Annotated in this window: 20 protein-coding genes; 4 read left to right on the top strand and 16 right to left on the bottom strand. The window is 43.6% G+C overall.

Going from position 1 to position 25680, the window contains the following annotated elements:
• Window positions 1–61: 61 nt before the first annotated feature.
• Entirely contained in the window at window positions 62–1954 is a 1893-nt protein-coding gene (gene shc / locus A361_RS05265) for a squalene--hopene cyclase (RefSeq protein ID WP_033196603.1), read from the bottom strand.
• A gap of 225 nt (window positions 1955–2179) precedes the next feature.
• Between shc and A361_RS05260 the strand changes: the two genes are divergently transcribed.
• Complete coding sequence (locus tag A361_RS05260; protein WP_019382582.1) at window positions 2180–3115, top strand: VanW family protein; 936 nt, start codon at window positions 2180–2182, stop codon at window positions 3113–3115.
• Window positions 3116–3170: 55 nt separating this feature from the next.
• Here A361_RS05260 and A361_RS05255 read toward each other — a convergent pair whose 3' ends face one another.
• Entirely contained in the window at window positions 3171–3428 is a 258-nt protein-coding gene (locus A361_RS05255) for a hypothetical protein (RefSeq protein ID WP_019382583.1), read from the bottom strand.
• Window positions 3429–3515: 87 nt separating this feature from the next.
• The gene (gene rraA / locus A361_RS05250; RefSeq protein WP_009334972.1) at window positions 3516–3995 is read right to left on the bottom strand and encodes a ribonuclease E activity regulator RraA; all 480 of its coding nucleotides are present in this window, start codon (window positions 3993–3995) and stop codon (window positions 3516–3518) included.
• 433 nt (window positions 3996–4428) lie between these two features.
• Here rraA and A361_RS30405 point away from each other — a divergent pair, with 433 nt between their 5' ends.
• Entirely contained in the window at window positions 4429–4572 is a 144-nt protein-coding gene (locus A361_RS30405) for a hypothetical protein (RefSeq protein ID WP_019382584.1), read from the top strand.
• A gap of 33 nt (window positions 4573–4605) precedes the next feature.
• Here the strand turns inward: A361_RS30405 and A361_RS05245 are convergent, their stop codons facing one another.
• Window positions 4606–5415: an Fpg/Nei family DNA glycosylase gene (locus A361_RS05245; RefSeq protein WP_019382585.1), complete on the bottom strand. Its 810-nt coding sequence runs from the start codon at window positions 5413–5415 to the stop codon at window positions 4606–4608.
• A gap of 169 nt (window positions 5416–5584) precedes the next feature.
• Between A361_RS05245 and A361_RS05240 the strand changes: the two genes are divergently transcribed.
• On the top strand, window positions 5585–6037 hold the full coding sequence (locus A361_RS05240; RefSeq protein ID WP_019382586.1) for a hypothetical protein: 453 nt from the start codon (window positions 5585–5587) through the stop codon (window positions 6035–6037).
• 42 nt (window positions 6038–6079) lie between these two features.
• Here the strand turns inward: A361_RS05240 and A361_RS05235 are convergent, their stop codons facing one another.
• From A361_RS05235 to A361_RS05215, 5 genes are all read right to left on the bottom strand, one after another.
• Window positions 6080–7216: a trans-sulfuration enzyme family protein gene (locus A361_RS05235; RefSeq protein ID WP_019382587.1), complete on the bottom strand. Its 1137-nt coding sequence runs from the start codon at window positions 7214–7216 to the stop codon at window positions 6080–6082.
• Between the two features lie 119 nt (window positions 7217–7335).
• Window positions 7336–8529, bottom strand: a complete 1194-nt coding sequence (locus A361_RS05230; RefSeq protein ID WP_019382588.1) for a Ger(x)C family spore germination protein — start codon at window positions 8527–8529, stop codon at window positions 7336–7338.
• Window positions 8526–10112, bottom strand: coding sequence for a spore germination protein (locus A361_RS05225; RefSeq protein WP_019382589.1), 1587 nt, complete (start codon window positions 10110–10112; stop codon window positions 8526–8528). The genes A361_RS05230 and A361_RS05225 overlap by 4 nt, the downstream gene beginning before the upstream one ends.
• Window positions 10109–11230: a GerAB/ArcD/ProY family transporter gene (locus tag A361_RS05220; protein WP_009334982.1), complete on the bottom strand. Its 1122-nt coding sequence runs from the start codon at window positions 11228–11230 to the stop codon at window positions 10109–10111. Before A361_RS05220 ends, A361_RS05225 begins: the two co-directional genes overlap by 4 nt.
• A 55-nt stretch (window positions 11231–11285) precedes the next feature.
• A complete protein-coding gene (locus A361_RS05215) occupies window positions 11286–11519 on the bottom strand; it encodes a hypothetical protein (RefSeq protein WP_019382590.1) in 234 nt (77 codons plus the stop codon).
• Between the two features lie 212 nt (window positions 11520–11731).
• On the opposite strand from A361_RS05215, the gene A361_RS05210 reads away from it, so the two are divergent.
• Complete coding sequence (locus tag A361_RS05210) at window positions 11732–13258, top strand: FAD-dependent oxidoreductase (protein WP_019382591.1); 1527 nt, start codon at window positions 11732–11734, stop codon at window positions 13256–13258.
• A 372-nt stretch (window positions 13259–13630) separates the two neighbouring features.
• On the opposite strand, the gene A361_RS31185 is transcribed toward A361_RS05210, so the two are convergent.
• The 7 genes from A361_RS31185 to A361_RS05180 form a co-directional block, all read right to left on the bottom strand.
• Window positions 13631–13765: a hypothetical protein gene (locus A361_RS31185; protein WP_019382593.1), complete on the bottom strand. Its 135-nt coding sequence runs from the start codon at window positions 13763–13765 to the stop codon at window positions 13631–13633.
• Window positions 13766–13827: 62 nt separating this feature from the next.
• Window positions 13828–15303 (bottom strand): amidase family protein, encoded by a 1476-nt coding sequence (locus A361_RS05205; protein ID WP_019382594.1) that lies wholly within the window; start codon window positions 15301–15303, stop codon window positions 13828–13830.
• Window positions 15304–15431: 128 nt separating this feature from the next.
• Window positions 15432–16556, bottom strand: a complete 1125-nt coding sequence (locus A361_RS05200; RefSeq protein WP_009334990.1) for a DEAD/DEAH box helicase — start codon at window positions 16554–16556, stop codon at window positions 15432–15434.
• Window positions 16557–16721: 165 nt separating this feature from the next.
• Window positions 16722–19112: an immune inhibitor A domain-containing protein gene (locus A361_RS05195; RefSeq protein ID WP_019382595.1), complete on the bottom strand. Its 2391-nt coding sequence runs from the start codon at window positions 19110–19112 to the stop codon at window positions 16722–16724.
• 233 nt (window positions 19113–19345) lie between these two features.
• Window positions 19346–22864 carry a bifunctional 2',3'-cyclic-nucleotide 2'-phosphodiesterase/3'-nucleotidase gene (locus tag A361_RS05190; RefSeq protein ID WP_019382596.1) on the bottom strand — a complete coding sequence of 1173 codons (3519 nt, stop codon included), beginning with the start codon at window positions 22862–22864 and terminating at the stop codon, window positions 19346–19348.
• 260 nt (window positions 22865–23124) lie between these two features.
• Complete coding sequence (locus A361_RS05185) at window positions 23125–24363, bottom strand: ATP-binding protein (protein ID WP_019382597.1); 1239 nt, start codon at window positions 24361–24363, stop codon at window positions 23125–23127.
• Window positions 24364–24501: 138 nt separating this feature from the next.
• The gene (locus A361_RS05180) at window positions 24502–25635 is read right to left on the bottom strand and encodes a zinc-dependent alcohol dehydrogenase (RefSeq protein WP_019382598.1); all 1134 of its coding nucleotides are present in this window, start codon (window positions 25633–25635) and stop codon (window positions 24502–24504) included.
• Window positions 25636–25680: the final 45 nt, after the last annotated feature.

The raw sequence follows: 25680 nt of genomic DNA, 5'->3' as shown, positions 1-25680 counted from the left end.
GAAACCTCAAAATTATCCGCAAAAACCCTGATTAATAAGCCAATAAAAAAGGAAGCCCCGATCATTCGGAGCTTCCTTTTTGCATGAATTTCTTTTCATAATGGCCTAGTGCCAATAGCGGCCAAATATACCGGTAACTGTGATAGTGCATGTATAGGAAACCGGCCATTCCCTGACCTTTTGGGTAATCTGTCGTCCAGTCATTTCTTTGGCCTTCGCGAATCAGGAAAGCCATGCCTTTTCTGATCTCAGGGCTGTTTTCATGGGAAACGGCAATTAAAGCATCAACGGCCCAGGCAGTATGTGTTAATGTACTGCTTCCCAATGGAACATAGCGTTTTTCAATATCGCTTCTGCAGGATTCTCCCCAGCCGCCGTCCTCATTCTGGACAGACTTCAGCCACTCAACCGCTTTTCTGATGTACTTCTTATCTTCCTTTTCCCCTGCAGCGGCGAGGCCGGTAAGGGCTGCCCAGGTTCCATACAGATAGCAAATCCCCCAGCGCCCATACCAGGAACCGTCTCTTCTCTGATTCTTTTTCAGCCAGCTTATTCCTCTTTTAATTGAAGTTTCAGCTCCTGTAGTGAAGGTACATAAATATTCAATGGTTCTGCCAGTTAAATCTGCTGTGGATGGATCAGTGAGAATAAACTCTGCTCCTTGAATAGGAATTAGATTCAGAAGGCGGTTATCTACGTTTTTTTCAAATGCCGGCCATCCTCCATCACGGTTTTGCATGGATAGAGCCCATTGGTCTCCTCTCTGCCTGGATTTCTTGGCAGCTGCTCCCGTTTGATTGTGAAGGCTCCTCAGACTGGCGGTCGTATCATCCACATCGGGATGCATGGTATTGAAGTCTGAAAATCCCCAGCCTCCAGGAAGCCCCTTGCGGTTGTGGACCGTCCAGTCTCCGTGACGGGTTTGCTGCCTTGAAAGCAAATAGTTATTCGCGTTTAAAATCGCCGTATCTGATTCATCTACACCTGCCTCCTGGAGAGCGTGGGAAATTAAAGCCGTATTCCATACTTTAGCGTCTGTTAACTGAAAATGGATATGTCCATCTATTGTGCAGGACATTCCCTTTAATCCCTTTACCGCCTTGATGATCACTGGATCTTTTGGAGAGCAGCCGAGAGCGAGGAGGGCAAATATCATATAAAAAGTGCTGCTGAAATAATTTAATGATGTTCCATCCGGTTCAATCCGCTCGAGCAAATATTGCTTTGTTCCCTCATATGCCATGCTGCGGAGCCGATCAGGCAATCCAATTAAGCTTTCGGCCATATCGGTAAGAATATCAGCAAGTTTTCTCCATTCATCAGAACGGCTTTCTTCCCATAGTTCTTCCCTGTCCCTTGTTCCATAGATTTCATCCAAATCAGGACTATTTTCCGTTCTTCGCCTGAATTTTTTGCTGCCAAGCAGGATCACCGGCAAGAGATGAATTCTGGCAAAGCTCGAAAGCTGGTAGATGCTGATTGGGCTGGATGGAGGAAGCAGCACTATTTCGATTGGCACTGGAAAAACAGCCGGCCATGGATATTGGCCTGTCATGGCAAGCATGATTTTCGTAAATATTCCTCCTTTTTTTATCCCGCCCTTTGATAAAATAAATTTCCGTGCAGCTGAAAGAGCCGGGTCATTCTTCTGCCTATAGCCTGAGTACAAAAGGGCGTAGTACGCTTCAATGGTCAAAGATAGATTTCCTTCTTTTTCGTCTCTAAAAAGCTTCCACGCACCACTCTCATCCTGGCGGCTTTCTATTCTTTCCGCCAGTTTCCGAATTAGCTCTTCATCCTTCGTTTTGAGCGTCCTCAGCAGGATAATCATATAAACATCAGTCATGATTCCAATTTCAAACGGATATGCCCATGAGCCATCCTGTGATTGGCTCCTTTTCAGCAAATCGGTTAGCCGGGTAATTTCTGCCTTGACTAGCTGCACATTCCTCATTCCCTCACTAAAGTTTTATTACACTATATTCCTTAATCAATTAAAGAATTCGGCCTTCCGGGAGAATGTGCCAGGGGCTTTTTAACGGACAGAGGATGCAGAAGTCCGGGGGCATGATGACAGAGCTTCATGGCAGCTTCAAAGAGAAGCCAATAATCAATCATTTTTTCGGCACATGAAACAATTCTCTCCTGTCCATACTAAGGACGGAGGTGCACCTGCGATATGAAATTCTCATGGGTATTGGGGATCATGCTATTAACACAAACACAAACTGCCAGTCTTCCTGATGACTTATCCATTGAAAATGACGGCAAATCCATTGCGAGAGTCAACAGGACGGAATATGAAATGCCTTTTCCCGGGCTTCCGCTAGTGGACGGTGAACGGTTCACTCAGCTACTGGAAAAATTAAATCGCCAGACGTATATTCCGCCTAGGAACGCGTACATAGGCGAAAGCGGACGCATCGTTGCTGAGAAGCCTGGAAAAATACTGCACCGCAAAGCATTCACAGATATTTTTTATACATATTTTTATAATAACGGGCCAGCCAGAATTGAGATCCCAACGCTCCCCGTATACCCGAGAGTGGATCGTGATCTTATCTCCCATATCCGAGTTAAAATGATCGGCCAGTACGTTACGTATTTTAATCCGAATAACACCTCACGCTCCCATAATATTCAGCTTGCAGCCGAAGCCCTTGATAATTATGTTGTTTTTCCGAATGAAGTATTTTCTTTTAACCGTGCTGTCGGCAAAAGAACGGCGGGGAAAGGCTATCAGCGTGCTCCGGTCATCGTTAGAGGAGAACTGTCAGAAGATATCGGGGGCGGGATCTGCCAGGTATCCTCCACTCTGTTCAACGCAGTTGACCGGGCAGGTGTCAAAGTGATCGAGCGTTATTCCCACAGCAAAAAGGTTCCCTATGTACCGCCTGGCCGGGATGCAACGGTAAGCTGGTATGGCCCAGATTTCACCTTTAAAAACCGTTACAGTTCTCCCCTGCTCATTCGGGCACAAGCTATGCATGGCCAAGTGGTAATCAGAGTATACTCCTCTGATGAAATTGACTATGAGCCCCGAAGGGTCCCGGAAGCTTCAACAATGCTGCCGGAAGAAATCAGCATTGAAAAGGAAGCAGTTTTAGAGAACTGATAGCTTTGTCAGCTGCATTCAGGCAGGCATCCAAATCTGACAAATTTAATGTCATCTATAAAAAAAGGCTGATGACCATTATTGCCAGCCCGAAGATCGCAGAGCCGCGCTTCACGCTTCTATTTTGCCGGGGCTTTAGGAATAAACTGATTATAAAACCAACTGGCAATACCATGCCATTAATGCTAAAAGTAAATGTGCCTAACAGATAATAACCAATCAGTTTCAGGATCAAATGCTCTTCTTCCTCATTCCTGCTGCGGAACAAAAGATAAATGCCGGCTGCCCAAAATAGTATAAATATTATAAACATATGTGCACCCCCTCTTAATACGGTATTCTGTGTTAAGCAGGAAAGTGCTATAAAAGGAAACACCCGCTTTTCAGCGGGTGTTCAGCTTTATATGAGGGCTTTTGATGAGACAATCACGCCATCTTCATCTGCATAGACATATTCTCCCGGCTTCCAGTCAATCCCTCCGAACGTAACCGGGATGTTTCGATCCCCTTTTCCTTCTTTTCGGCTTTTTAAAGGATTGCTGCCTAGTGCGAGGATGCCTGTATCAAGGCTTCCGAGCTCTACTGTATCCCGGACGCACCCATAAATGATCACACCGGCAAGCTTTCTCGATTGAGCAATTTCACCAAGCCTGTCACCCATTAAGGCGCATCTTTTTGATCCGCCGCCATCCACCACCAGCACACTTCCCTCTGGAATGGACTCCAGTGCCTCTACTACCAGCACGTTATCTTCAAACACTCTAACCGTTGAAATGGGACCGGAAAACTTTCTTTTTTGCCCATAAGATTTAAACTCCTGCTGACAAATGAGCAGTTCTTTGCTGTGGTCATCACATAAATCGGCCGTTTTGAAATCCAAAAGAGATCCCCTCCTTTAGCGCTTTTGGCTGTAAAACACTTTATGCCATCTTCTTTACTTCGATATGCAGCACCCTGTTCCCTTCCTTTTTTAATAATCGAAAGGGAAAGATTGAAGATTTCAGGCATATACCTTTTAGTAAGGAAACGCTCTTGGTTCAGAAAAGCGGAAGCGCCTTGCCCACAAAGGAATGCAGACTCGCTTTCGGTCGTGCGATGTTTATGCTTTCGAAGCCTTCCCTGTCCTGCGGGCCTCAGGCATAAGACGGTTCCTGTAAGAAGGCGTTCATCCTTCTGATAGTAAAGGCATAGATCTGAGACTCCCCATGAGCCGCAACAAGACATCTTGCAGCATCGGGTGGGCAGGCGGCTGCTTGCGCTGGACAGTTATCGGCGTTCAAAATTCTATCTTTTAAAAATAGGGAGGTTAAAGGATGGCTCTAATGTGGGCAATTACAATCGGTTTTATGGTTTCATTGGGACTGGCCGGATTTATGCTTGTCCATTTTTTAAAGGGTGCAATGGATTCCAGTGATTCCACGACAGTTGATAGGATTCAGAGTGATCCGGAAGAGTAGAGAAAAGAGGCTGCAGTATGTGCAGCCTCTTTCTTAGTTTTGGCAATTTGCGCAGTAGAATGTTTTCCGGGAAGATATTTCTTCTTTCACTAAAGGGCTGCTGCAGCGGAGGCAGGGTTCTCCTTCTCTGTCATACACTCTGCACTGCTCATTATATCCCCCGGTTTTGGCATCTCCTTTAAACAAAGGCTCTTCCATATAGCCCCCAAACTGAATGGCCCGGGTTAATACGCCCTTCATGGACTGATACAGGATTTTTATTTCATCCTCATCCAATTCATCTGCTTTTCTCATAGGCAGCAGCCCAGCCTCAAAACAGATTTCATCGCTGTAGCAGTTGCCGATTCCCGAAAGAAACTGCTGATTGATGAATGTCGTTTTCAGCATGCCTCTTCTGCTTCCGATCAGTTCGCGGAAAGCCGGATATCCCAGCGTTTGACCCAGAGGCTCCGGCCCAAGATCTGAAAGCTCCTTTTCCACCTCTGTGTCTGTCAGCAAGTGCAGATAGCCAAGTCTTAGTCCAATAAAATAGAGCTTTTTATCTCCAAAAGAAATAATAACCTGTTTCGTGCGGTCAGGATTGTCCGCTTCATTGCCAATATACATCCAGCCGCCCAGCATCAGGTGCAGCAATAGATTTTTACCGGAACTCAGCTTGAAAATAAGATGTTTAGCCCTTCGGGTGATTTCGATTATTTGTGCATTTATCAGCTGACTTTTAAATTGGGCAGGCTGGATGTTGATGGACTTTTCCCGATTTACTTCTACATCAGTAATGACTTTACGGGCCAGCTGCTCCGTTAACAGCCTTCTGTAGGTTTCCATTTCCGGAAGTTCAGGCATAGTGTCAGCTCCTTCCTAAAATACTGTATCCTTAGTATTTAATGGAAGGAATCACTTCATTCCTGAAAACTGCCACCTTGAATTTTTTTACAATTGTTCAATATTTCGCAACAGTAGTTTCCAATATTTTGATGTTGGAAATGTTGAAATTAAAGGGAGGTTTTTCCAAATGAGAAAGAACTATTCCAGCAAGCAAACTTTTATGTTTTTTATTATTTATTTTGCGTTATTATGCTGTTTAATTTTTGCGGCTGTCACCCTTAAACCTTCTTTTCAAAAAGAACAGACTTCAGAAATTTCTTCTGCTTTTTCAAAAGAACTCCAGATTCAGAAGAACAAACAGGAAATGAAAGCAGCTGAGAATGAAGGGAAATGGCAGCCATCCAATACCTTTGTGATCACAGCCATTTCCATTGGCTCTTGCCTGGATATCATCGTTGTGCTACTTTGGGCCCGTCATGAAAATAAAAAGATACAGCAAGGGCAATTCTCCAACCCGAATAGATTGACCAATAAGAAGTGGTTCTGGTACTTGGTTTCAATGGGCATTGTTCTGCCCAAGGATGGCAAATTGACATTCAGCCTGAAAAACTTCGTCTTAACTGTTACCTTGTTGGTTTAATTGAAGCATTGGCTGTTTGACCAGCTTGAGAGCATCTAATAGTCATCCCAGACTCCGAATAATAGCCTTATTCAGCTGCGCAATAATATCATCCGCATGTTCAATTCCGATGGATATCCGGACCACCTGCTTAGTAATGCCAAGTTCCCTGCATACTTCAGGAGGCAGTGCCCTGTGCGATGTGGTCAGCGGATGGGATACGGACGTTTCAACACCCGCAAGTGTCGGCACAATTTTAATCCACCCCAGCTCTTTAAAAAACTCATTCACATCAGCACTGTCAGCCAATTCAATCGTAACAATGGCGCCGAATCCTTCTTCACCATGCTGAAAAGGATAATAGACATTTTTTATTTCTTGATTTTGCCTTAATGCCCTTGCCACTCTTCCGGCATTTGCTGACTGCTGCTTCATTCTGAGAGCCAGAGTTTTCGCTCCCCTGCATGTCAGCCAGGCTTCAAACGGACTTAAATTAACCCCGAGGTTTACAATTTTTCCGCGTGCTCTTCCGATCAGCTCTTCATCTCCAGCCAGGACACCTGCTGTAATATCGCTATGCCCGCCTAGATATTTGGTTGCACTGTGGACGACTAAATCAATGCCTATCAAATAAGGCTGACAATGATATGGAGTGGCAAATGTATTATCGATCAGGGTAACGAGATTATGCTTCTTCGCCAGGCGGACGACTTCTTCAAGGTTTTCCACCCGCAATAAAGGATTTGTGATGGATTCAGAATAAAGAAGCTTTGTATTCTCCTGTATGGCTTCCTCCACCTGCGCAGCATCAGAAAAAGGAACAACGGTTACTTCTATACCGAGCTGTGTCAGCTCTTCCTTGATTAAATGGAAGCTGCCGCCGTACAGGTCATCCGCTGCCACAATATGGTCGCCGCTTTTGACTACAGCAAGCACTCCCGCCAGAATGGCGGATAGACCGGATGAGGCAGCCGTCCCGGCCGGTGCTCCTTCCAGAGTGGCAATTAATTCACCAAGCTCATCCGTATTCGGATTGCCGACCCGGGAATAAAGATAATTGCCGTTTCCCTGATAAAATCCCTCCAGCTCATCCAGATCATTGAATGCGAAGGCGGAAGTTTGATAGATCGGTGTTACTTTACTTTTAATCTTGCGTTTGCTCTTATTTTTCAAGTGCAGAACAGAAGTCTCGAATTTCATTTGGCCTTTCCCCTTTAAAAGAAATAAGGGCTGGACAATGCCCAGACCTTCAAAAATTAGCTGAATTATAGAAAAATTATATCAATACAGCTTTTATGCGTCAATGAAGGAAAGAATCTCTATTTTACTTCCTTCAGAAAGCTTTTAGTCCTGATGCCTGTTCGCCGAATGATTAAAGTTGTGTCTACATTTATATCAGCATCAGCAAATTTTTCGTCCCAGTTTTTCTGGACTTCTTTGAAATTCTGATAATCCTGTCTAAGCACATCTTCACCAAAGCCAAAAATATCGGTGCCATATTCCTGCTGAACCTTCTCAATCGTTTTTGTGACCATTTCATTAATCTGTTTTTGGGCAGTTTCTCCACTTTCTTTATATGTCTTTGCTTTATCAAGCTGATTGTTGCAATGAGTTCCATCAATATATGCCTCTGCTCTGATTTTTACATTAATCTTTGCTTTCCCATTTTCGAGTTTCCCTTTAATCTTTGTCCTTGTATCATATACTCTAAGCCCCATATACTCGCTTTCACTGCATTTTACGGTAATGGATGTTTTATTGATTTTATTCTGAATCCATAAGTAATTTCTTGAATCCTCCAGTGTCAGAAATCCTTCGAGCTTATCACCTTTGAATATAGCCAGTGAGTCCAGGACCACAAGCGCATCCGGGGTGACCTTCATCATATTTTCCGCACTCGCGCCAGCTTCCGGGTCACCCTTAATCCTGACAGCGGCCATTACAGGCTGACGTCCCGGTGCGGTCCAGGCTGTAATGACATCATTCATCCTCACTCCTGGGTCTCCCCCCCAATCCTTCATCATGGTGTCCAGCTGAGTGTGCAATTTTAAAGAAGTAGATTTCTGAAATTGATACGTCACTTTTAATACATCGGATCCCTTCCCCCCCCTTGCAATCAATATATTAAAATCATCCCGGATTTCCCGGTTTCTCTCCAGAAAATCAATAAAGTCAATAATGCCTTCTTTAGCAAGTTCCTCCCCAATAACCAAAGTGCGCATGTGGGAATAGATCAAATGCCTGGATATCCCTTCATTCACTCTATAGGTCAGTTCTGCCAGAGTGTTTCCTTCAGCAGAATAAACAATAGATGGCGCATTTCCGCTGGCGGTGCGGTTATTCAATTCTGTCGCATTTATGCCTTCTACAGTCAGGATATACTTATCGTTCTCGCCCTTATCCACAGCCATTCCTGTTACAACAGTTATTTCACTCAGCTCTCTCTGATCCCAGCATCCTGAAAGCAGAATAGCCGTCAAAATAACGGCAAACATCACACCATATTTTCTCAATTGGACTGCTCTCCTTCCATTGGAGGAGGAGAAGGCGACCCGGTCTTTGGAAACTTTTCAGGATTCTGTGACTTTAGATAAGCTGGCCGCTTCCTCATGCTCCAAACCGGGAATCGGAAAAAGACATCTTTCTGCTGCTCGATGATAAATGGAGCAACCGGTGAAAGATACGGAACGCCAAAGGATCTGAGTGAGCTTAAATGGGCGACAATAAAAACAAGTACTATTAGGACCCCATACAGGCCCAGGAAAGCCGATACAATGATCAGCAGGAATCTTAACAGCCTTGCTGCTGCAGCAAAACTATAAGTGGGTGATACAAAATTGGCAATGGCTGTAATGGCAACAATGATGACCATTATATTCGATATAATCCCTGCTTCAGCTGCAGCCTGTCCGATGACGAGTGCGCCAACAATTGAAACAGTCTGCCCGACAGCCCTTGGCATTCGAACACCGGCTTCACGCAGAATCTCAAAGGTAACTTCCATCAATAACACTTCAATGACTGCCGGAAATGGCACCCCTTCCCGCTGTGCAATGATCCCGAGAAGCAGAGGTGTAGGCAGAAGCTCATGATGAAAGGTTAAGATTCCGACATATAAGGATGGCGTAATCAAGGCAATCATAAACGATAAATACCTGATCATTCTTAAAAAGCTTCCCATCATGAAGTTTTGATAATAATCTTCTGCAATGGAAAAGAAATCTACCAGAACAGCCGGAACCACCAGCACAAAAGGAGTCCCATCAACAAGGATGGCAATTTTCCCTTCAAGCAAATTGGATGCCACGGCATCAGGCCTCTCTGTATTCAGTGCCAGCGGAAAGGGTGTAGCGGATTTGTCTGCAATCAGCTCTTCAATATTTCCAGATTCAAAGATTGCGTTCACTTTGATTTGACCAAGCCTTTTGCGGACTTCCTGGACGATCTTCTCATTTGATATGCCTTCCATATATCCGATGTATACGGAAGTATTAGTCTCAGATCCAATGATGAATTTTTCAAAACGAAGATTTCTGTTCTTAATTCTTCTCCTCAGGAGACGAACATTTGTTGAAATCGATTCTACAAACCCATCCTTTGGACCCCTTATCACGGTCTGGGTGCTTGGCTCTGTTACTGACCGGTCTTCACCTGAAGCCATGGAAAGGGAAAGCGCTTTTTCCATATCTTTAAAAAAGATAATGATGTTTCCATAAAGCAGAGCAGTAATGATATTATCGAACGATTCAACCAGCTGGTAGCCTGCCCCTCCGAATTTCTCCTTGCATAGTGATTTCAGATCGTCCTCCGTTGTTAACTCAATGCCATCCTCCTTCCCGCTGAGTGATTGAAGAATCGTTTCCTTTAATAACTTTGTATCAATCATAGTTGTAAGGTAGATGAGCAAAGCATCTTTCCCTTCTGTTTTCAGCTCATCCATGCTTAAATCAACCGTGCTTCCGAACTCTGCATTTATTCTGTTTTTCAGCTGTTCCAGGCTCATGCTTTTAAGATCTGGGTCAGTGTTTGCAGCTTCCTGAGGCTGAACAGGATATTCTTTTTTGCGCATTTTTAATAGTGATTTAAGAATACTCAAAACTTCATCCCCTTCACACCGGGTTTAGCCTTTTTCTTTCGCCGCTTCCATAAAACCGCGATCAGCAGAAGTGATGGCAGTCCGAACTGCAATGGCAAGTGCAAAAAGTATGGGACCATCTCAAGCCCCTCCTGCCAATGATCACCGAAGTTCACGGATATTAATATAGAAAAGGATGAAACAATCATGGCTACAGGCAATGAAAAATACCGGTAAGGAAGGCGGAAGGTGTACTCAAGGCCTTTCAATCCTGCAAACATGAACACAGAACCCTTTACCAGAATCCCCAGCATCATAATAAATACAACGAGTGCATCAATTCTTTCAATGAAATTGCCGATGGAGACCTCACGAGCTGAGCTGAGCATGGGAAAATTGGAACGCTGCAAAGCATCAGCCCCCAGTGTGACAATCATCAGAAACATTGCAAATAATAAAAGCGCACCTGCAATTCCCACTCCGAGCATGGACACACGCAGGCAATATTTAAAGTTGGTTACAACTGGAAGAATGAGTGTAAATGCAATAAGCTCTCCGAAAGGGAACACGATCAAAGTTGGAAATAGCGCATTCAAAACCGGTTTAAGCCCATCTCCGAGCACAGGCTTAATCTCATATAAATTGGCATTGCCGCTTGCAAATAATAGGATGGTCAAAAGAAACAAAAAGCCGAATAAATAAGGAGTAAAAATTTCCGAGGTTCTGCCAAGGACTTCAAGACCGAGATATAAAATATAGGCCATCAGCAGACAGATAGTCAGCGAGATAATTTCAATCGGCGTCGACGGCAGAATGGCCGAAGCAATCAATTCGCCAAAATCCCGGACCACCCTGCAGGCAAGGTATAAGAAATAAACCACGTAAGTAATAGAAAAAATAATTGCAATCGGCCTTTTAAAGCCAAACTCCATAATCTCGAAAAAATTTTTTCCAGGCACCCGGCTAATTAGGAGGTAATAGAATAGCATGACTCCAAACCCTATCATTATGGCGGCTGCGATCGCAATCCAGGCATCCTTCTTGGCATCCCCGCCTACTCCGACAACAATGGCGCTTCCTAAAAGGAAATTGATCAACAATGTCAGCAGCTGGCTGAGAGAGATATTCTCTTTTAACATTCCATCACCAATCCCTTTTAAAATGTTCGTTCAGTTAGCATGTCCCAGCGATTCCTTACCTGGATGACCCTGATTTTTTTTTCGCTTTAAAAAGACGAAAATCAATGACTGCACTTGAAAGCAGTCCAATAAGTACAGAAACAACAACGATCATTCTTCCAGTGGCAATTTCTGTATACAGTAAATTCCTCAAAGCTTCCAATATCGTATAATCAAATATTTTCATATCAAAAAGTGCAGCTAATATAGTCAATAGCAGAAAAATGCTCAGATAGCTAAATGTAATCATGACTGTACCCCATTAACATTCGATACTGTATATCTTTTCTCGGCCTGCACATTTTATCCAGAAATGATGAAAAAAACAGTGAAAAACCGGTTTTACCCTTCCACCTGATTAATTAACAATTTAATGGGTATGGTTATAGAAGGAGAATTTGTATAGGAATAGGATTTGCAGGAAAAATTATGAACGAATATAACGTTACAGGAGGACAGGGTATGACGACATCCAACCACAAAACGCCCCAATATCCAGAGCCTTATTGGAGGGAGGAGGAACTTCCGGCCTTCGATAAGCTCAGAGAAGATGCTCAAACGGAAATTGCCATTGTAGGCGGCGGCATCACAGGCATTACAGCGGGTTACCTTCTTGCCAAAGAAGGCTTTAAAGTGTCCATTCTTGAAGCCGGCAATATATTAAACGGGACTACCGGCCATACGACAGCAAAATTAACAGCACAGCATGGATTAATTTATGATGAATTGATCAGTCATTTTGGCGAGGAAAAAACCAAACTCTATTATCAGGCTTCAACAGATGCTATAGAATTTGTCCGGAACATTGTATCAGAAAAACAAATTGATTGTGATTTCAGCAACGAAGAAGCAACCATATATGCTGTTTCAGAAGAGTATGCACGAAAAGTTGAAAAAGAGCGGCAAGCATACGAAAAACTCGGAATTCCAAGCGGAATGAAAGAGAGCATTCCTTTTAACATCAACACAACAGCGGTGCTCTCCATGTTTGATCAAGCCCAGTTTCATCCGCTGAAATACCTGAAAAAGCTTCTTAAAGACTTTGTGGATTTGGGCGGTATTGTTTATGAAAATACAACAGCTGCAGACATTGAAGATGGCAGCCTGCCTGATGTCGTGACCAGAGAAGGCCATCGCCTGAAATGCAAATATGTCATTGCAGCTTCCCACTTCCCTTTTGCGGATAAGAAAGGTTTTTATTTTGCCAGATTATCTCCGGAAAGATCTTATGTACTTGGCGTAAAAACTAAAGAGGATTTTCCTGGAGGCATGTATTATAGTGCCGATTCACCGACCCGCTCACTGAGGTACACACCCTATAACGGAGACAAACTCATTTTAGTGAGCGGCGACAGCCACAAGACGGGTCATGGACCAGATACGATGAAGCATTACGAAGCCCTTGAAGCCTTTGCGGAAGAGGTGCTCGGCATAACCGATTATCCTTATCGCTGGTCTGCCCAGGATTTATATACGCTTGATAAAGTCCCGTATATCGGCCCAATTACGTCCAAACAGAAGAATATCTTTGTCGCAACAGGCTACCGGAAATGGGGAATGACAAACGGGACAGCAGCTGCTATGCTGATAAAAGATCAGATTATGGAAAGGGACAACCCTTATGCCGAGCTGTTTACCCCATCCAGATTTCAGGCTGACCCAAGCATCAAGAAATTTATTGCAGCCAATACTGATGTAGCTGGACAGCTGATTAAAGGGAAGCTTGAATTTGTGCCTAAAGAAACGGCAGATCTGTCTCATGATGAAGGCGGAGTCGTAATGATCAATGGCAAGCGTACTGGTGCTTACAGGGATCCTGAAGGCAGCCTCCATCTTGTAGATACAACCTGCACCCACATGGGATGTGAATGCGAATGGAACCACGGCGACCGCACCTGGGACTGCCCATGCCACGGCTCCCGCTTCTCCTATGACGGAACAGTCGTTGAAGGTCCGGCAGCCAAGCCTCTGAAAAAGGTTGAAGAATAACTTGAAGAAAAAAGACAGTTCTCCCGAGGAAACTGTCTTTTTCTATGGATTTATCAGCATTTTTGCGAGGATTCACTTGCTTGTTTTGGAGATAGTACCGATTTATGAGCGGATAAGCACTTTTCTGTGCAGATACCCCACTTTTATGTGCGGATAGCTTATTTTTATGTGCGGAAGCACTTTTACTATATAAATCTGGCTGCCTGAGAGATTGTGACTGCTTTTACTTTCGGATAGCTGGGTTTTACTTGCAGATAGCTCTTTTTTATTTTCGGATAAACCCTTTTATTGCCGTATAACTCATTTTTATTTTCAGATAGCCTTTTTCACGCCTAACAAAAAATCCTCCTTCTATAAAGGAGGATTTGCTCATCAGTCCTGCACGTTGTTTTCTTTCTTTTCTTTGCTTCCCGTTGTGAATTCAACAAGCTCTTCGCTTGTGCGCTGCGGTCTGTGTTTATTGTTATTGCGCTGTGCATTGCCGTTTCCGCGTTTAGTTCTGCCCATATTCTCATCTGCTCCTTTTTTGTTTTTCAGAAGTAGTATGAGTCAATTAACCGGCAGTTATTCTATGCCAGCACTCCAAGTTCTGGAGCTTTCCTATGCCTGGTGGCATGCTCAAAGGCATAAGCAAGCTTAATAAGGAGCGGCTCACTGTAGGCAAGTCCTGTAAATGTAATGCCCACAGGCTCACCTTCAGGCGTATAGCCGGCCGGTACTGTGATGGATGGATATCCCGCTTTTGCAGGGATGCCTGCTCCATAATTATTCGGAAACACGATGGCATCGAGGTGATGCTCTTTCATCACGTAATCAATGCCCTTCTCTCTTGAAAAATAAATATCTTTCTCAAGTGCAGATATATAGGCCATTTCCGTCAGATTTCCGCTTGTCTCCTCTGCCTCAATCAGGATGGATTGGCCGTATTTTAAGCACTTTTCGCTATTATTTTCATTAAAATGAATGACATCGGACAGGGTGCGAATATTAAGGTGCGGTGCGACCGTTCGCAGGTAAGCATTCAAATCTGCCTTAAATTCATATGTCAGGACATCTCGGCTCCACTCCTCTTTAGTGGATGGGATCACCACCTCGTCTACCACCTCTGCACCCAGCTCCTTTAAATCGTTTACTGCCTTATTCATGACTGAGAGCTTTTCAGAACTTAGGTAGTCAAAATAAGTCTCCCGGGCAATGCCGATTCGTGTACCTTCTAATCCGGCTTCATCAAGGAAAACGGTAAAATCCTTGCCCCGCAGATCTTTATTTGTCATGGTAATCGGATCATTTTCGTCAGGTACTGCAAGTACGTTTAATAATAAAGCGGCATCCTTAACCGTTCTCGCCATAGGACCGGCAGTATCCTGGCTATGGGCAATTGGAATAATGCCGGTTCGGCTGACAAGTCCGACTGTCGGCTTAATTCCAACGAGAGAATTCTGACTGGCAGGACTTAAAATGGAACCTGATGTCTCCGTTCCGATGGCTGCGGCCGCAAAATTAGCGGCGATGGCTGCACCCGATCCTGCACTGGAGCCACCCACATCAAATTTACCCGGTCCATATGGATTCAGCGTCTGTCCGCCTCGTGAGCTGTATCCGCTTGGCATCCCTTCCGTCATAAAATTGGCCCATTCTGTCATATTGGTTTTTCCTAAAATGACGGCTCCCGCTTGCCTTAATTGAGAGGCCACAAACGAATCCTTCTGTGCACAATGATTCTTCAAGGCGAGTGAACCTGCAGTTGTCTGCATTTTGTCCCCTGTATCGATATTATCCTTTAACAATATGGGAATGCCGTGAAGAGGGCTGCGCGGCCCCTGTTCTTCTCTTTCCGCATCTAGAGCAGCTGCAATATGCAATGCATCCGGATTGAGTTCTAACACAGAATGAATGTTTTCATCCAGCTGTCCAATCCGGTTCATGTACATCATTACAAGGTCTTTGGAGGTAATTTCCCCATTCTGCAATTTTTCCTGCAATTCATCTATCGTCGCTTCAAGCAGATCTTCATCATGAAAGCTCTTTAGCCTTGGATTCTCCATTATTTGATTTCCCCTTATTCTTTAGTTAAATAAAGCTCCACTTACTAATTCGCTTAGAAAAGGGGAAATTCCTTTATATAAGAAAAATGCCAGGCACCAACTGATATAGGTGCCTGGCTGTTTGATCTTTATACGATATGGCCGCCTCGCATTACTTTCTTTTCTGCAGTGTGGCCTAGTTCTTTTGCCATTTTCTTGAGTTCGCGCTCTTCTCTTTCAGTAACCAGAGAGATAACGGTTCCGCTTGCACCGAATCTTCCTGTTCTTCCCGAGCGATGGACATATTGATTCATATCTTTCGGGAAGTCGAAATGCACCACATGGGTGACTCCTTTGATGTCCAGCCCTCTTGCCGCAACATCTGTAGCAATCAGCATATTGGTTTTGCCTGTGCGGAAGTTTTTGATTGCTTTCTGTCTGTCGAATTTGCTCAGATCGCTGTGCAAAGTGCTTGAAGAGATGTTTTTAAAATCAAGCTTTTCTGCCATGACGGTCAGGTTGCCAATATCCTTAACGAATACCAGTGCTTTAATGTCCTCAAGCCTTGAGATTTTTTCGAGCATCTTAATTTTATCCCTTGCTTCTGCCACAAAATAAATATGGTCCACACCTGCAGCCTGAATGGTTTCATCCTTCTCAACACGAATCACTTCAGCATCAGCTGTCAGCTCTTTCGCAAGCTGTTCAACAACCGGAGGCAGTGTGGCTGAGAATAGCAGGACCTGGCGTTCTTTAAGCGTAGACTTAACAATATTTTGGACAGTCTGAGCATGTTCTGGAACAAGAAGCTGGTCTCCTTCATCGAGAACAACTGTTTTCACTTCATGCATTTTCAGCTTTTTCTGTTTAATCAGCTCAAGCACCCGGCCTGGCGTTCCCAAAGCAATATGCGGATGCTTCTTCAATTTTTCAAGCTGCCTTTTTACGTTGGCTCCGCCAATAAAAGAAGCGGCTTTAATCCCGCTGCCTTCTGCCCATTTTTGGATCTCGCTTAATATCTGCATCACAAGCTCCTGTGAAGAGGCTAAAATGACGGCCTGAACCGCCTGTTTATCCGGGTCAATATTTTCAAGGACCGGCAGCAGGTAAGCAAGTGTTTTGCCTGTTCCAGTCGGGGACTCGGCAATAATATCCCTGCCTTCCAAAGCCAGCGGAACCGCCTCTGCCTGAACGGTCGTCGGCTGTGCAAATGCAGACTTTTCCCATGCCTTCTGGATAAATGGCTTCATATCTTCAATAAAAGATTGTGTCATATGTTACTCCTTTTAACTTTATTACGTGTAATCAAATAATTATTTTTAGTATAGCCGAAAATCGGAAAAAACTAGTATCGGTAATGATACTAGCTTATAGGCAGGAAGTTGTCCACCCTTAACAGAAAAAGGCGCGAAGCCATTTCTGGCTCGCACCTTTAAATCTTATTTGTGAATCCATACTGCTCCGGCAGAGTTGTCCTTTGCTTCACCGACCACTTGGAATTTCAGGCCATGTTCCGGAACAATTCGTCCAGCATCAGGAATGAGGCTGTTGATGTATGTTTTAGAATCATCAAAAACAGATATTCCCTTTAAACCTGGGTAGTCATAATCACCTCGGGTTGGCGAGCTTACTTCCCATGCTGGTGTTTTGTCCAAGGAAAACGCAGCATCTGCAATCTGATATCTTGTGCTTTGAGATACCGTTTCTTTTCCATCTAGCAGACCGGTAATGGCTTCCGGATGTGAATCCACCACTCCAAGGAAACCTTCTCCAGGATGAACGCCAACCCAGTTATCTGTGTGGCTGTCATCTGCATACCAAACAACTAAACCAGTGTTATATTTTACTCCTCTTGATTGGGCAAGTGCCGTATCAGAGCCTGAGTAGTTTCTCCACTCCAGATAATAATGGTTCTTCGCATAGCTGATTCCGTTGGAAACAATGAATCCGTCAAGAGTCATCTGAGATTCGCCTTCAGCATCATCGGTAAAAATAACTTCCTCATCAGCCGTTACGGAAATATTATCAATAGCAAATCCATCTAATGCCAGTCCGCCATCTGTTACATATTCGAATGTCAGGCTAACTTTTTTACCGGCAAATTCGCTTAAGTCATATGTCTTATCTGCCCATTGTCCTTTTGAAGATTCAGCACGGGCATCGCCATCTGTATCATCATCACCAATTACATCGAGCTCAGCTTCTGTCCCATCGGCTGCTTTTGCAGTAACCGTTAGATAATCATAATCAAACTCAATATCATAATAAACTTTCGCATTGAAGGCAGCTGTTTCAGCATTTGTTAAGTCAAATTCAGGTGTCGTCAAAGTGGTATGAAGGTCATCGCCTTTTGTGCTGTAGTAATATTTCTCACCGAACGCAGGTGCAATTCCCTTCACTTCTTTTTCAGGAAGATTTACTTTTACAATTCCCGGGTTTTTAGATTTGGTTACACTTTGGTCAATAACAGTTGCCAAGCCTTTTTTATCAATATCTTCATAATTTATTTCCATAATATTGGCCCAGTTTCCGCCCATGCCTTTTTGAAAGAATTCTTTGTTTTGTGGCGAGAAGCTTGTAGGCTCAGTACCTGCAATTTTTCCGTTCCAGCTGCCGCCGCTCATGATGGACCAGGAAGCAACCGGCTCACCTTGACCGGTGTATTGTGTATCATACTCATCCGGCAATCCCAAATCATGTCCGAACTCATGTGCAAACACCCCGACAGCTCCGTCTTCAGGCTGAATCGTATAATCAAATGCGCCCATTTTTCCGCCCCAATAATCTACCTTGGCAGTTGTATTCGGAACTGCAAATACTCCGTCAAGCGTCCAGCGGTGAGACCAGATGGCATCATCACCGAGCGCACCTCCGCCAGCTTCCTGCCCTGTACCAGCGTGGATAATCATGAGATGGTCAACTAATCCATCAGGCTCATTAAAGTTACCATCTCCATCTAAATCATATAGATCAAATTCATCGTATGCAGAAAGATCCATTCCAGCGTCTGCAGCTGCTTTTAAAGCCTCTTTTACTAAGTCCCGTGGCCCAAGAGGAGATAGATTGTCATGGCCTCCGTTAGGGCTATCATCACCATAATCACTCGCATTTCCAGGGACCGTCAGCCATTCAGAAACAGTGCCGTCAACCGTATAGCTGCCTCCGGACTGTTCTTCATAGAACTGCTTAAATGTTTTTACTTTATCTCCATTAAATAATTCAAATTCAGTATCGCCAAACATTAGTTTTTCATAGTGCTCTTTGCTGAAATCATCAGCATACATATAGCCCTCTTCCTGTATTACATTGTTATGCTTGAAATCTTCAAATTCAGTTAATAGCACAAGCACTTTGTCTGTTCTGACACCGCCATTGTAGTTTGCTTCTTTGGCCGGATCTACTTTTACATAGCCGTCCGGTTTGCCCTTTTTATAGTTTTTATGGCCTTTATTCAGCTGCTTTGACAGCTTGTCTTTTTGTTTGGTTAAGAAATCTTTTGTTTTTTTGTCAAACTCATCCTTATGGTCATGGCTATTTTTTGTACTTCCAGGCTGCTTTTCACCTTGTTTTTCATTTATGTAATCCTTTACTGCCTTTTCTACTTCTTTTGAGGAAGCATCCTTTTTAACTAATCCTCTTTCTTTTAATGCCTTTCCCAGGCGTTCTTCATTCACAATGTTCAAATCAATCGGTGCAGAAAGTTCCTCAGCTGAAGCTTTTGAAGGAGCTGCTGTTGTCCCGGCAAAAGATCCCGCAAATAGTGCAGCTGCCATCATCGTGCTGGCTGTAATGGAAGATACAACCTTAAAAGGTTTATTCTTATTACTCATTCTTATAGCCTCCTATTTAGTTTTTCTGAATTTTCGAAGTGCGAGATTAATTCTATCAAACTAACATAAAGTTTTTAATAGTCTAACAATACTGTTATTTTAATATTTTGATAATATTTGAGTGGGTAATTGTAATTAATTCATTCGCTGAAACGAGAAAAAATAGGTACTTTCACCTATTTTGAGGACATATAGAAAAGGGAGCATCAGACTGCTCTGATGCTCCCTTCCTATTATTTATTCAATTTTGTAATCCTTCCTTCAACCGCTGGGTTTACTTCTTTCTGTTCTTTGATGTAGCTGATTAAAGCATCAAGGTCGACAATATCCACTGTGCGGTTTTTACCGTTTAAAAGAGCGCTGTAGCCGTCTCCGCCATCAGCCATATAGTTGTTTACCGTCACAGAATATTCCTGTTCAGCAGCGATTGGCGTTCCATCTGTCTTTACTAAAGATACGATCCGGTCTCCGGCAGCTCTCGAAGAATCATACGTTACCTTTAAGCCGGAAACATGCATGATTCTCTCTTTTGAACCCCATTGCTGTTCAAAAAGTTCTTTTATCTGGGCACCGGTCAATGTCAATGTCACAAGGTCATTTCCGAAAGGCTGTACCGTAAAAGCTTCTTTCCACGTAATATCTCCAGCATCAATGCCTGCACGGACGCCGCCTGAGTTCATGAAGGCAAAATCGGTATTGGTCTGCGCAATCATGGAATCTGCAATCAGGTTGCCCATCGGAGATTCTCCATCAGCATTTACCTCTCTCGTAATACCTGTTGAAGAATGACCGATGACTTCATTTAAAATCGGAGCGACATCAGCAATATAAGCATCAAGCATTTGCTTAATTTCTGCAACAGGTTCAACGTCACGTGTGGCGCTTACGATTTCAGCCTTTTTAGCAACAATATCTTTTGTCACTGGATCAATTGTTAAGTCCACATCGGAAAAAGCAGTTCCATACGAATAAGATTGAACAAGCAATTTCCCGTCCACCACAGTATTTGTGTACTGATGGTTATGGCCGCCAAACATCACATCCACTTCATCATCAACTGCATTCGCAATGTCAGCGAGTTCCTCTTGAGGGTTAGACCCATCTATATCGGACTTTACAGGGTTATGAGTAATGACCACAATCGATTTAACACCCTGTTCCTTCAGCTCAGCTGTGTACTTGTTGATTGCTTCCGCTTCGTCCGTGAATTCTACACCTGCCGTTCCGCTTGGCGTAACAATTCCAGGAGTATCGGAATAGGCAATGCCAATAAAGCCGACTGGCACTCCATTTACTTCTTTAATTACATAGGGATCAAGGATTGGCTCCTTTGTTGTTTCATCCACTACATTAGCTGCAACATACGGGAAGTTTGCTCCTTCAAACTCGCCATACTTCTCCACAGTTTTTGGATGGGCCCCGCCATTGATAAGGCGTCGCATTTCGTCTACCCCTTCATCGAATTCATGGTTGCCGACTGTACCTATATCAAAGCCGATCTCATTAAGCATTTTAATTGTTGGCTCGTCCTGAAGAAGGGCCGAAACAGGGGAGCTCGCCCCTATTGCATCACCTGCATGCAGCATAATTGTATTGGGATTCTCTGCTTCACGCTGTTTTAAGTGTGCAGCTAAATACTCGATTCCACCCGCATTCAAACCGGAATTAAATGTATCAAGCTGACCATGGAAATCATTGATCCCCAAAAGTTGGACTTCAAATGGCTTTGGCTCCGGGAATTGAAGCGAATATTTCGCAAAGCCATTGGCTGCTTCCCCCGCATAGCCGATTCCGCTGCCTTCAGCAATCGCATCCTTTGCATCCGGTGAAGATTCGAACGTTACATTTACGCCACCGGCAACCGGTGCAAATGACCAATTGGCATCTGCAGAAGGATCGATGGTTTGTTCTTCTCGGATATAATCAATGATCGCCTGGCGGTTTTCATCCGGATAAAGCTCTACTGCCGTGTTGTTTCTAACTCCAGGGAAAGTGCCGCTGGCCCGATAATTATTTGTCACAACGATGAATTCCTGATCCGGATCAATAGGTGCTCCGTTATACTGAAGATTTTTGATTCTGTTTGCATCAGCATTAACCTGCTTGCCATCTTTATCATACTTAGCAGGTTCTGTTACATCGATCTCATATGTCACACCATCGATTACATCATAGTTATAAGTAGGGAAATCATTATTAATGAGTGACTGTTCTCCCGCTTCATTATCTTTTATCTGATTGAACTGGCCTGCAGACATTTCAAGCCATTCCTTCACATCTGCCCCTTTAATTTTTACCGTAGCGACTGTATTCGGATACAGGTATAGATCGGCTACATTTTTAATGGCGATTGTGCCTTCAGGGATATATGTGTAATAGCTTGCCCCGTTGCGGCCGCCTGCTTTAAAAGGAGCTCCCGCCGAAAGCACTGGTGTATTTTCATCTGGTGTTCCTTTTAATTGCTTCTCAATATACCACTTCTGTGCATTCGTCACAATTTGAATGGACGGGTCATCTTTTACAAGTGCAAAATAGCTGTGGATATCAGCTTTTGTTTCCCCGACAGGCTGGCGGACATAATTCACGGTTCCTTCATGCTCTTCCTTTACAGCTTTCAAAATAGCAGGATCTGCATCTGCAAGACTTTCCTTGACGGTCGCGCCGGATTCATTTTTATAACTTCTAAAAATAGACCTTAAAGATGACTGGGAATCCTTAACCTCCCACTTGCCCTTTACCTTGGCAATAGTCAGGTCCATAACGCCAAGCTGATTGCCCCAGCTGCCAGGCATGATGAAGGGCACCCCGTTGACCGTTCCCTTTTCTGCATCCACTTCAGGAAGATCGGTGAAATCTCCCGGAAAATTCTTATGGTTGTGTCCGGAAATAACCGCATCAATGCCTTCTACTTTTGTTAAGTCGTAGGCTGCATTCTCTTCCATCTCAGCATATGCTGCGTCCCCCATGCCGGAGTGCGCAAGTGCAATGATAATGTCCGCACCTTCTTCTTTCATTTTAGGAATATTGGCTTCTACTGATTTTACAATGTCTTTTGTGATGATTTTTCCATCAAGATTGGCTTTGTCCCATTGTGTAATCTGCGGAGTCACAGCACCGATAACCCCAACCTTAATGACCTGTTTTCTTCCTTTTTCATCAACGACTTTTTTCTTGATGATTTTATATGGTTTAAAGTAATTTTTATCGTTTTCCGGATTATTATCATCGTCGTCTTTGTAGACATTGGCATTTACATAAGGAAATGGCGCATCATCCAGAACCTCATCCAGATATTCGAGGCCATAATTGAATTCATGGTTTCCTACCGTAGCGGCATCATAATCTAATAGTTCCATAGCCTTGAACACGGGATGCATTTCCCCATCCTCAAGCTGATCTACTTTTGCTTTATAATCGCCAAGCGGATTACCCTGAATGAGGTCTCCGTTGTCAAATAATAATGTATTCTTTGCTTCTTTTCTTGCCTGTTTGATTAAGGTAGCTGTTTTAGCCAGACCAAATTCAATGGTTTCTGCATCTTTATAGTAATCATAGTTATAAAGGTGTGTATGTATATCTGTTGTTCCCAGTATCCGCAGGCTTACTTCATGGCTGAATTTAAGTTCCGGTTTCCCTGCATGATCAGGCTTTGCCGCCATGACAGAATCATATGAAATAGGAGCTGCTAAGACAGATAGGGCCATCGTTGTTGCGAGTATCGTCTTTCCAAGTTTGCGCATAGGCTTTTTCAAATGAATACATCTCCTCAAATTATAGTAGATTAGGATGATAACATTCATAATTCTATCTATTTTTAGACTTATTTGAGAATGAGCAATTAGTCGGAATTAACATAGGAAAATTATTAAATTTTTGTAAAAAGAAGCCTATTTGCCTAATAAAATACAGCACCCTCATAGGGTGCTGTACGATTTCGAATAGTATTATTATAATGTCAGTTACTAATTTCCAGGTCTGCCCTGTATATTAAATGACATCACCCTGAATTCTTTTATTGGGTTGGCTGCTCTATAGGAATAGTAAGAGTCACAATTGTCCCTATCCCCTTTTCACTTTCAAACGTGATTTCCGCCTTGTGTTCATCCACAATCTGCTTGGTAACCATCAGCCCTAAACCGGTTCCATCCGGCTTAGTTGTATAAAATGGATCCACGACCCGTTCCATATTCTCAGCATCAATCCCGCAGCCTTCATCTTTAATGCTGATTAAAACCTTGTCACCCTCCGCCACTTTGGCCGAAATCAGGATCGTGCCGCCTTCTGGCATAGATTCCATCGCATTCTTGATCAAATTAATAAAAGACTGCTTCAGCATATTTTCGTCACACTGAACTTTAGGAACAGCTTCCAGATTTTCTGTTTCGACACGGATATTCTGATTGGCTGCCTGTTCATGTATGATCGAGATGACATAGTTAATCACTGCATTCAGTTCAACTTTTTTAAACAGAGGAAGCCTTGGCTTGCTTAGGATCATAAGGTCATCGGCAATCAGATTAATGCGGTCGATTTCCTCAATCATGATCTTGTAGCGGTCCTGGTCTTCAGGATGTTTTTCCATCTGCAGCTGAGTAAATCCTCTTAAAGCTGCTAAAGGATTTCTTACTTCATGGCCGACTGCGGAAGCCATCTGTCCGACAGCAGCCAGCTTTTCAGTCTGGCGGAGCTCCTGGAAAACATGTGTAAGCGAGTGAATATAGGAATAGAAGCGATTCAGCAGAACATATGAAACACTTGAAAAAATGGCCATAAGCACGATTGGCACCATTACCTTTTGGCTGCTCAACAGTAAACCAGCCAGAAGATACTTCGCAATCATTCCGCCGGTTACTATCCAAAAATAGCGCTTATTCACAAAAATCGGCGCAAATATAATAAATAAAAGTTCTACTGCGCTTCCGCTCTGAAATTCCTTCGACTCACCGAAATAGATCAGCATGCTGTTACTAAAATCTATCAGGAAAAAGCCTGCAAAAAATAAGTATTTTACCTGAAAAGGGCGTTTTGTCCTGATTAAATACAGCGCTAAGGGCAGGAGTCCGATAATAGCCAGATAATACCCCCATCCAAGCCCGCCCTTTGGCAGGCCGGTACTGCCGCCAGTATTGAGGGGAAACAGATAATAATAAAACAAATCATAAAGTGTTAATATAATAAAGAATAGCCATATAAAAAGCTTAACTGCTTTTGTTTCTTCTTTTATCAAAGTCTGTTGGTTAAAGCCTTTCATTTCCATGCTCCTTGGTTAACTCTATTAATAATGTGTCTTTAGCACTATTATATACGTTTATGTCGAAATATGTATATTATGTTATATTCTTAAACTTCAAAAAACCAGCCAGGGTATATCCAGGCTGGTTTGTGTTTGTTAAGGTTTTAAGATGACTTTAATGCAGTCATCTTCATGGTCATTAAAAATTTTATACGCCCGATCAGCTTCTTCGAGCGGAATCTGATGGGTGATGATAGACTTCGGATCGAATTCCTTATTCGTTATTTTTTTAAATAGCTCAGGCATGTAGTGAACCACAGGCGCCTGGCCCATTTTAATGGTGATGTTTCTCGAGAAAAATTCCTCCAGCGGGAACATATTATAAGTCAGCCCGTACACACCTGTCAGCTGGACAGTTCCGAATTTGCGGACAGCTTTCGTCGCGATTTGGATCGGGCCCAGCGTTCCGCCCTGGAGCTTAAGCTTCTGCTCGATTTTTTCAACAGCGGATTTCTTCCCGTCCATGCCGACACAATCAATGACTACATCAGCTCCGCCCTGGGTGATTTCTTTTAGATAAGCTCCCATGTCATCATATTTCGTAAAGTCATAGACTTCCACATCATTGGTAAGCTTGGCGTGATTGAGACGGTAATCGAGATGATCTACTGCAATTACCCGTTTAGCTCCTTTCATCCAGGCAAATTTCTGGGTCATTAACCCGATGGGACCGCAGCCGAGGACGACGACTGTGTCTCCCGCTTTAACGCCTGAATGTTCTACACTCCAATAGGCTGTCGGCAGAACATCCGATAAAAAGAGCAGTGATTCATCCTCCAGTTCGCACGATTCCGGTATAACAAATGGCATGAAATTGCCAAACGGCACCTTTAGAAACTCTGCCTGGCCGCCCGGATGGTTTCCGTATTTCTCGGTATAGCCAAAGTAGCCGCCTGAATCATTATGCGGGTTCGAATTATCACATTGGCTTTCCATATCATGCTGGCAATAGAAGCAATGCCCGCACGATACATTAAATGGGATGACCACCCTGTCGCCTTTTTTTACCCGTGTCACATCAGGACCTGTCTCCTCAACGATCCCCATGGGTTCATGCCCGATAACATAACCTGGCCGCAATGGCATATTCCCCTGATATAAATGAAGGTCCGATCCGCAAATGGCGGTTGAGGTGATGCGGACAATGACATCATCCCGCTTTTCAATTCTGGGATCCTCTACATTTTTTACTTGAATATCTTTCGCTCCCTGGTAGGTTACAGCTCTCATATTTCACACTCCTTTATTGACTTAATAGGCTATACCCTCGTTGGG

The sequence above is a fragment of the Cytobacillus oceanisediminis 2691 genome (genome assembly GCF_000294775.2).
Classification (GTDB): domain Bacteria; phylum Bacillota; class Bacilli; order Bacillales; family Cytobacillaceae; genus Cytobacillus; species Cytobacillus pseudoceanisediminis.
The sequence above is the reverse complement of the archived record's forward strand: the minus strand, read 5'-3'. Positions and strand labels throughout refer to the sequence as shown.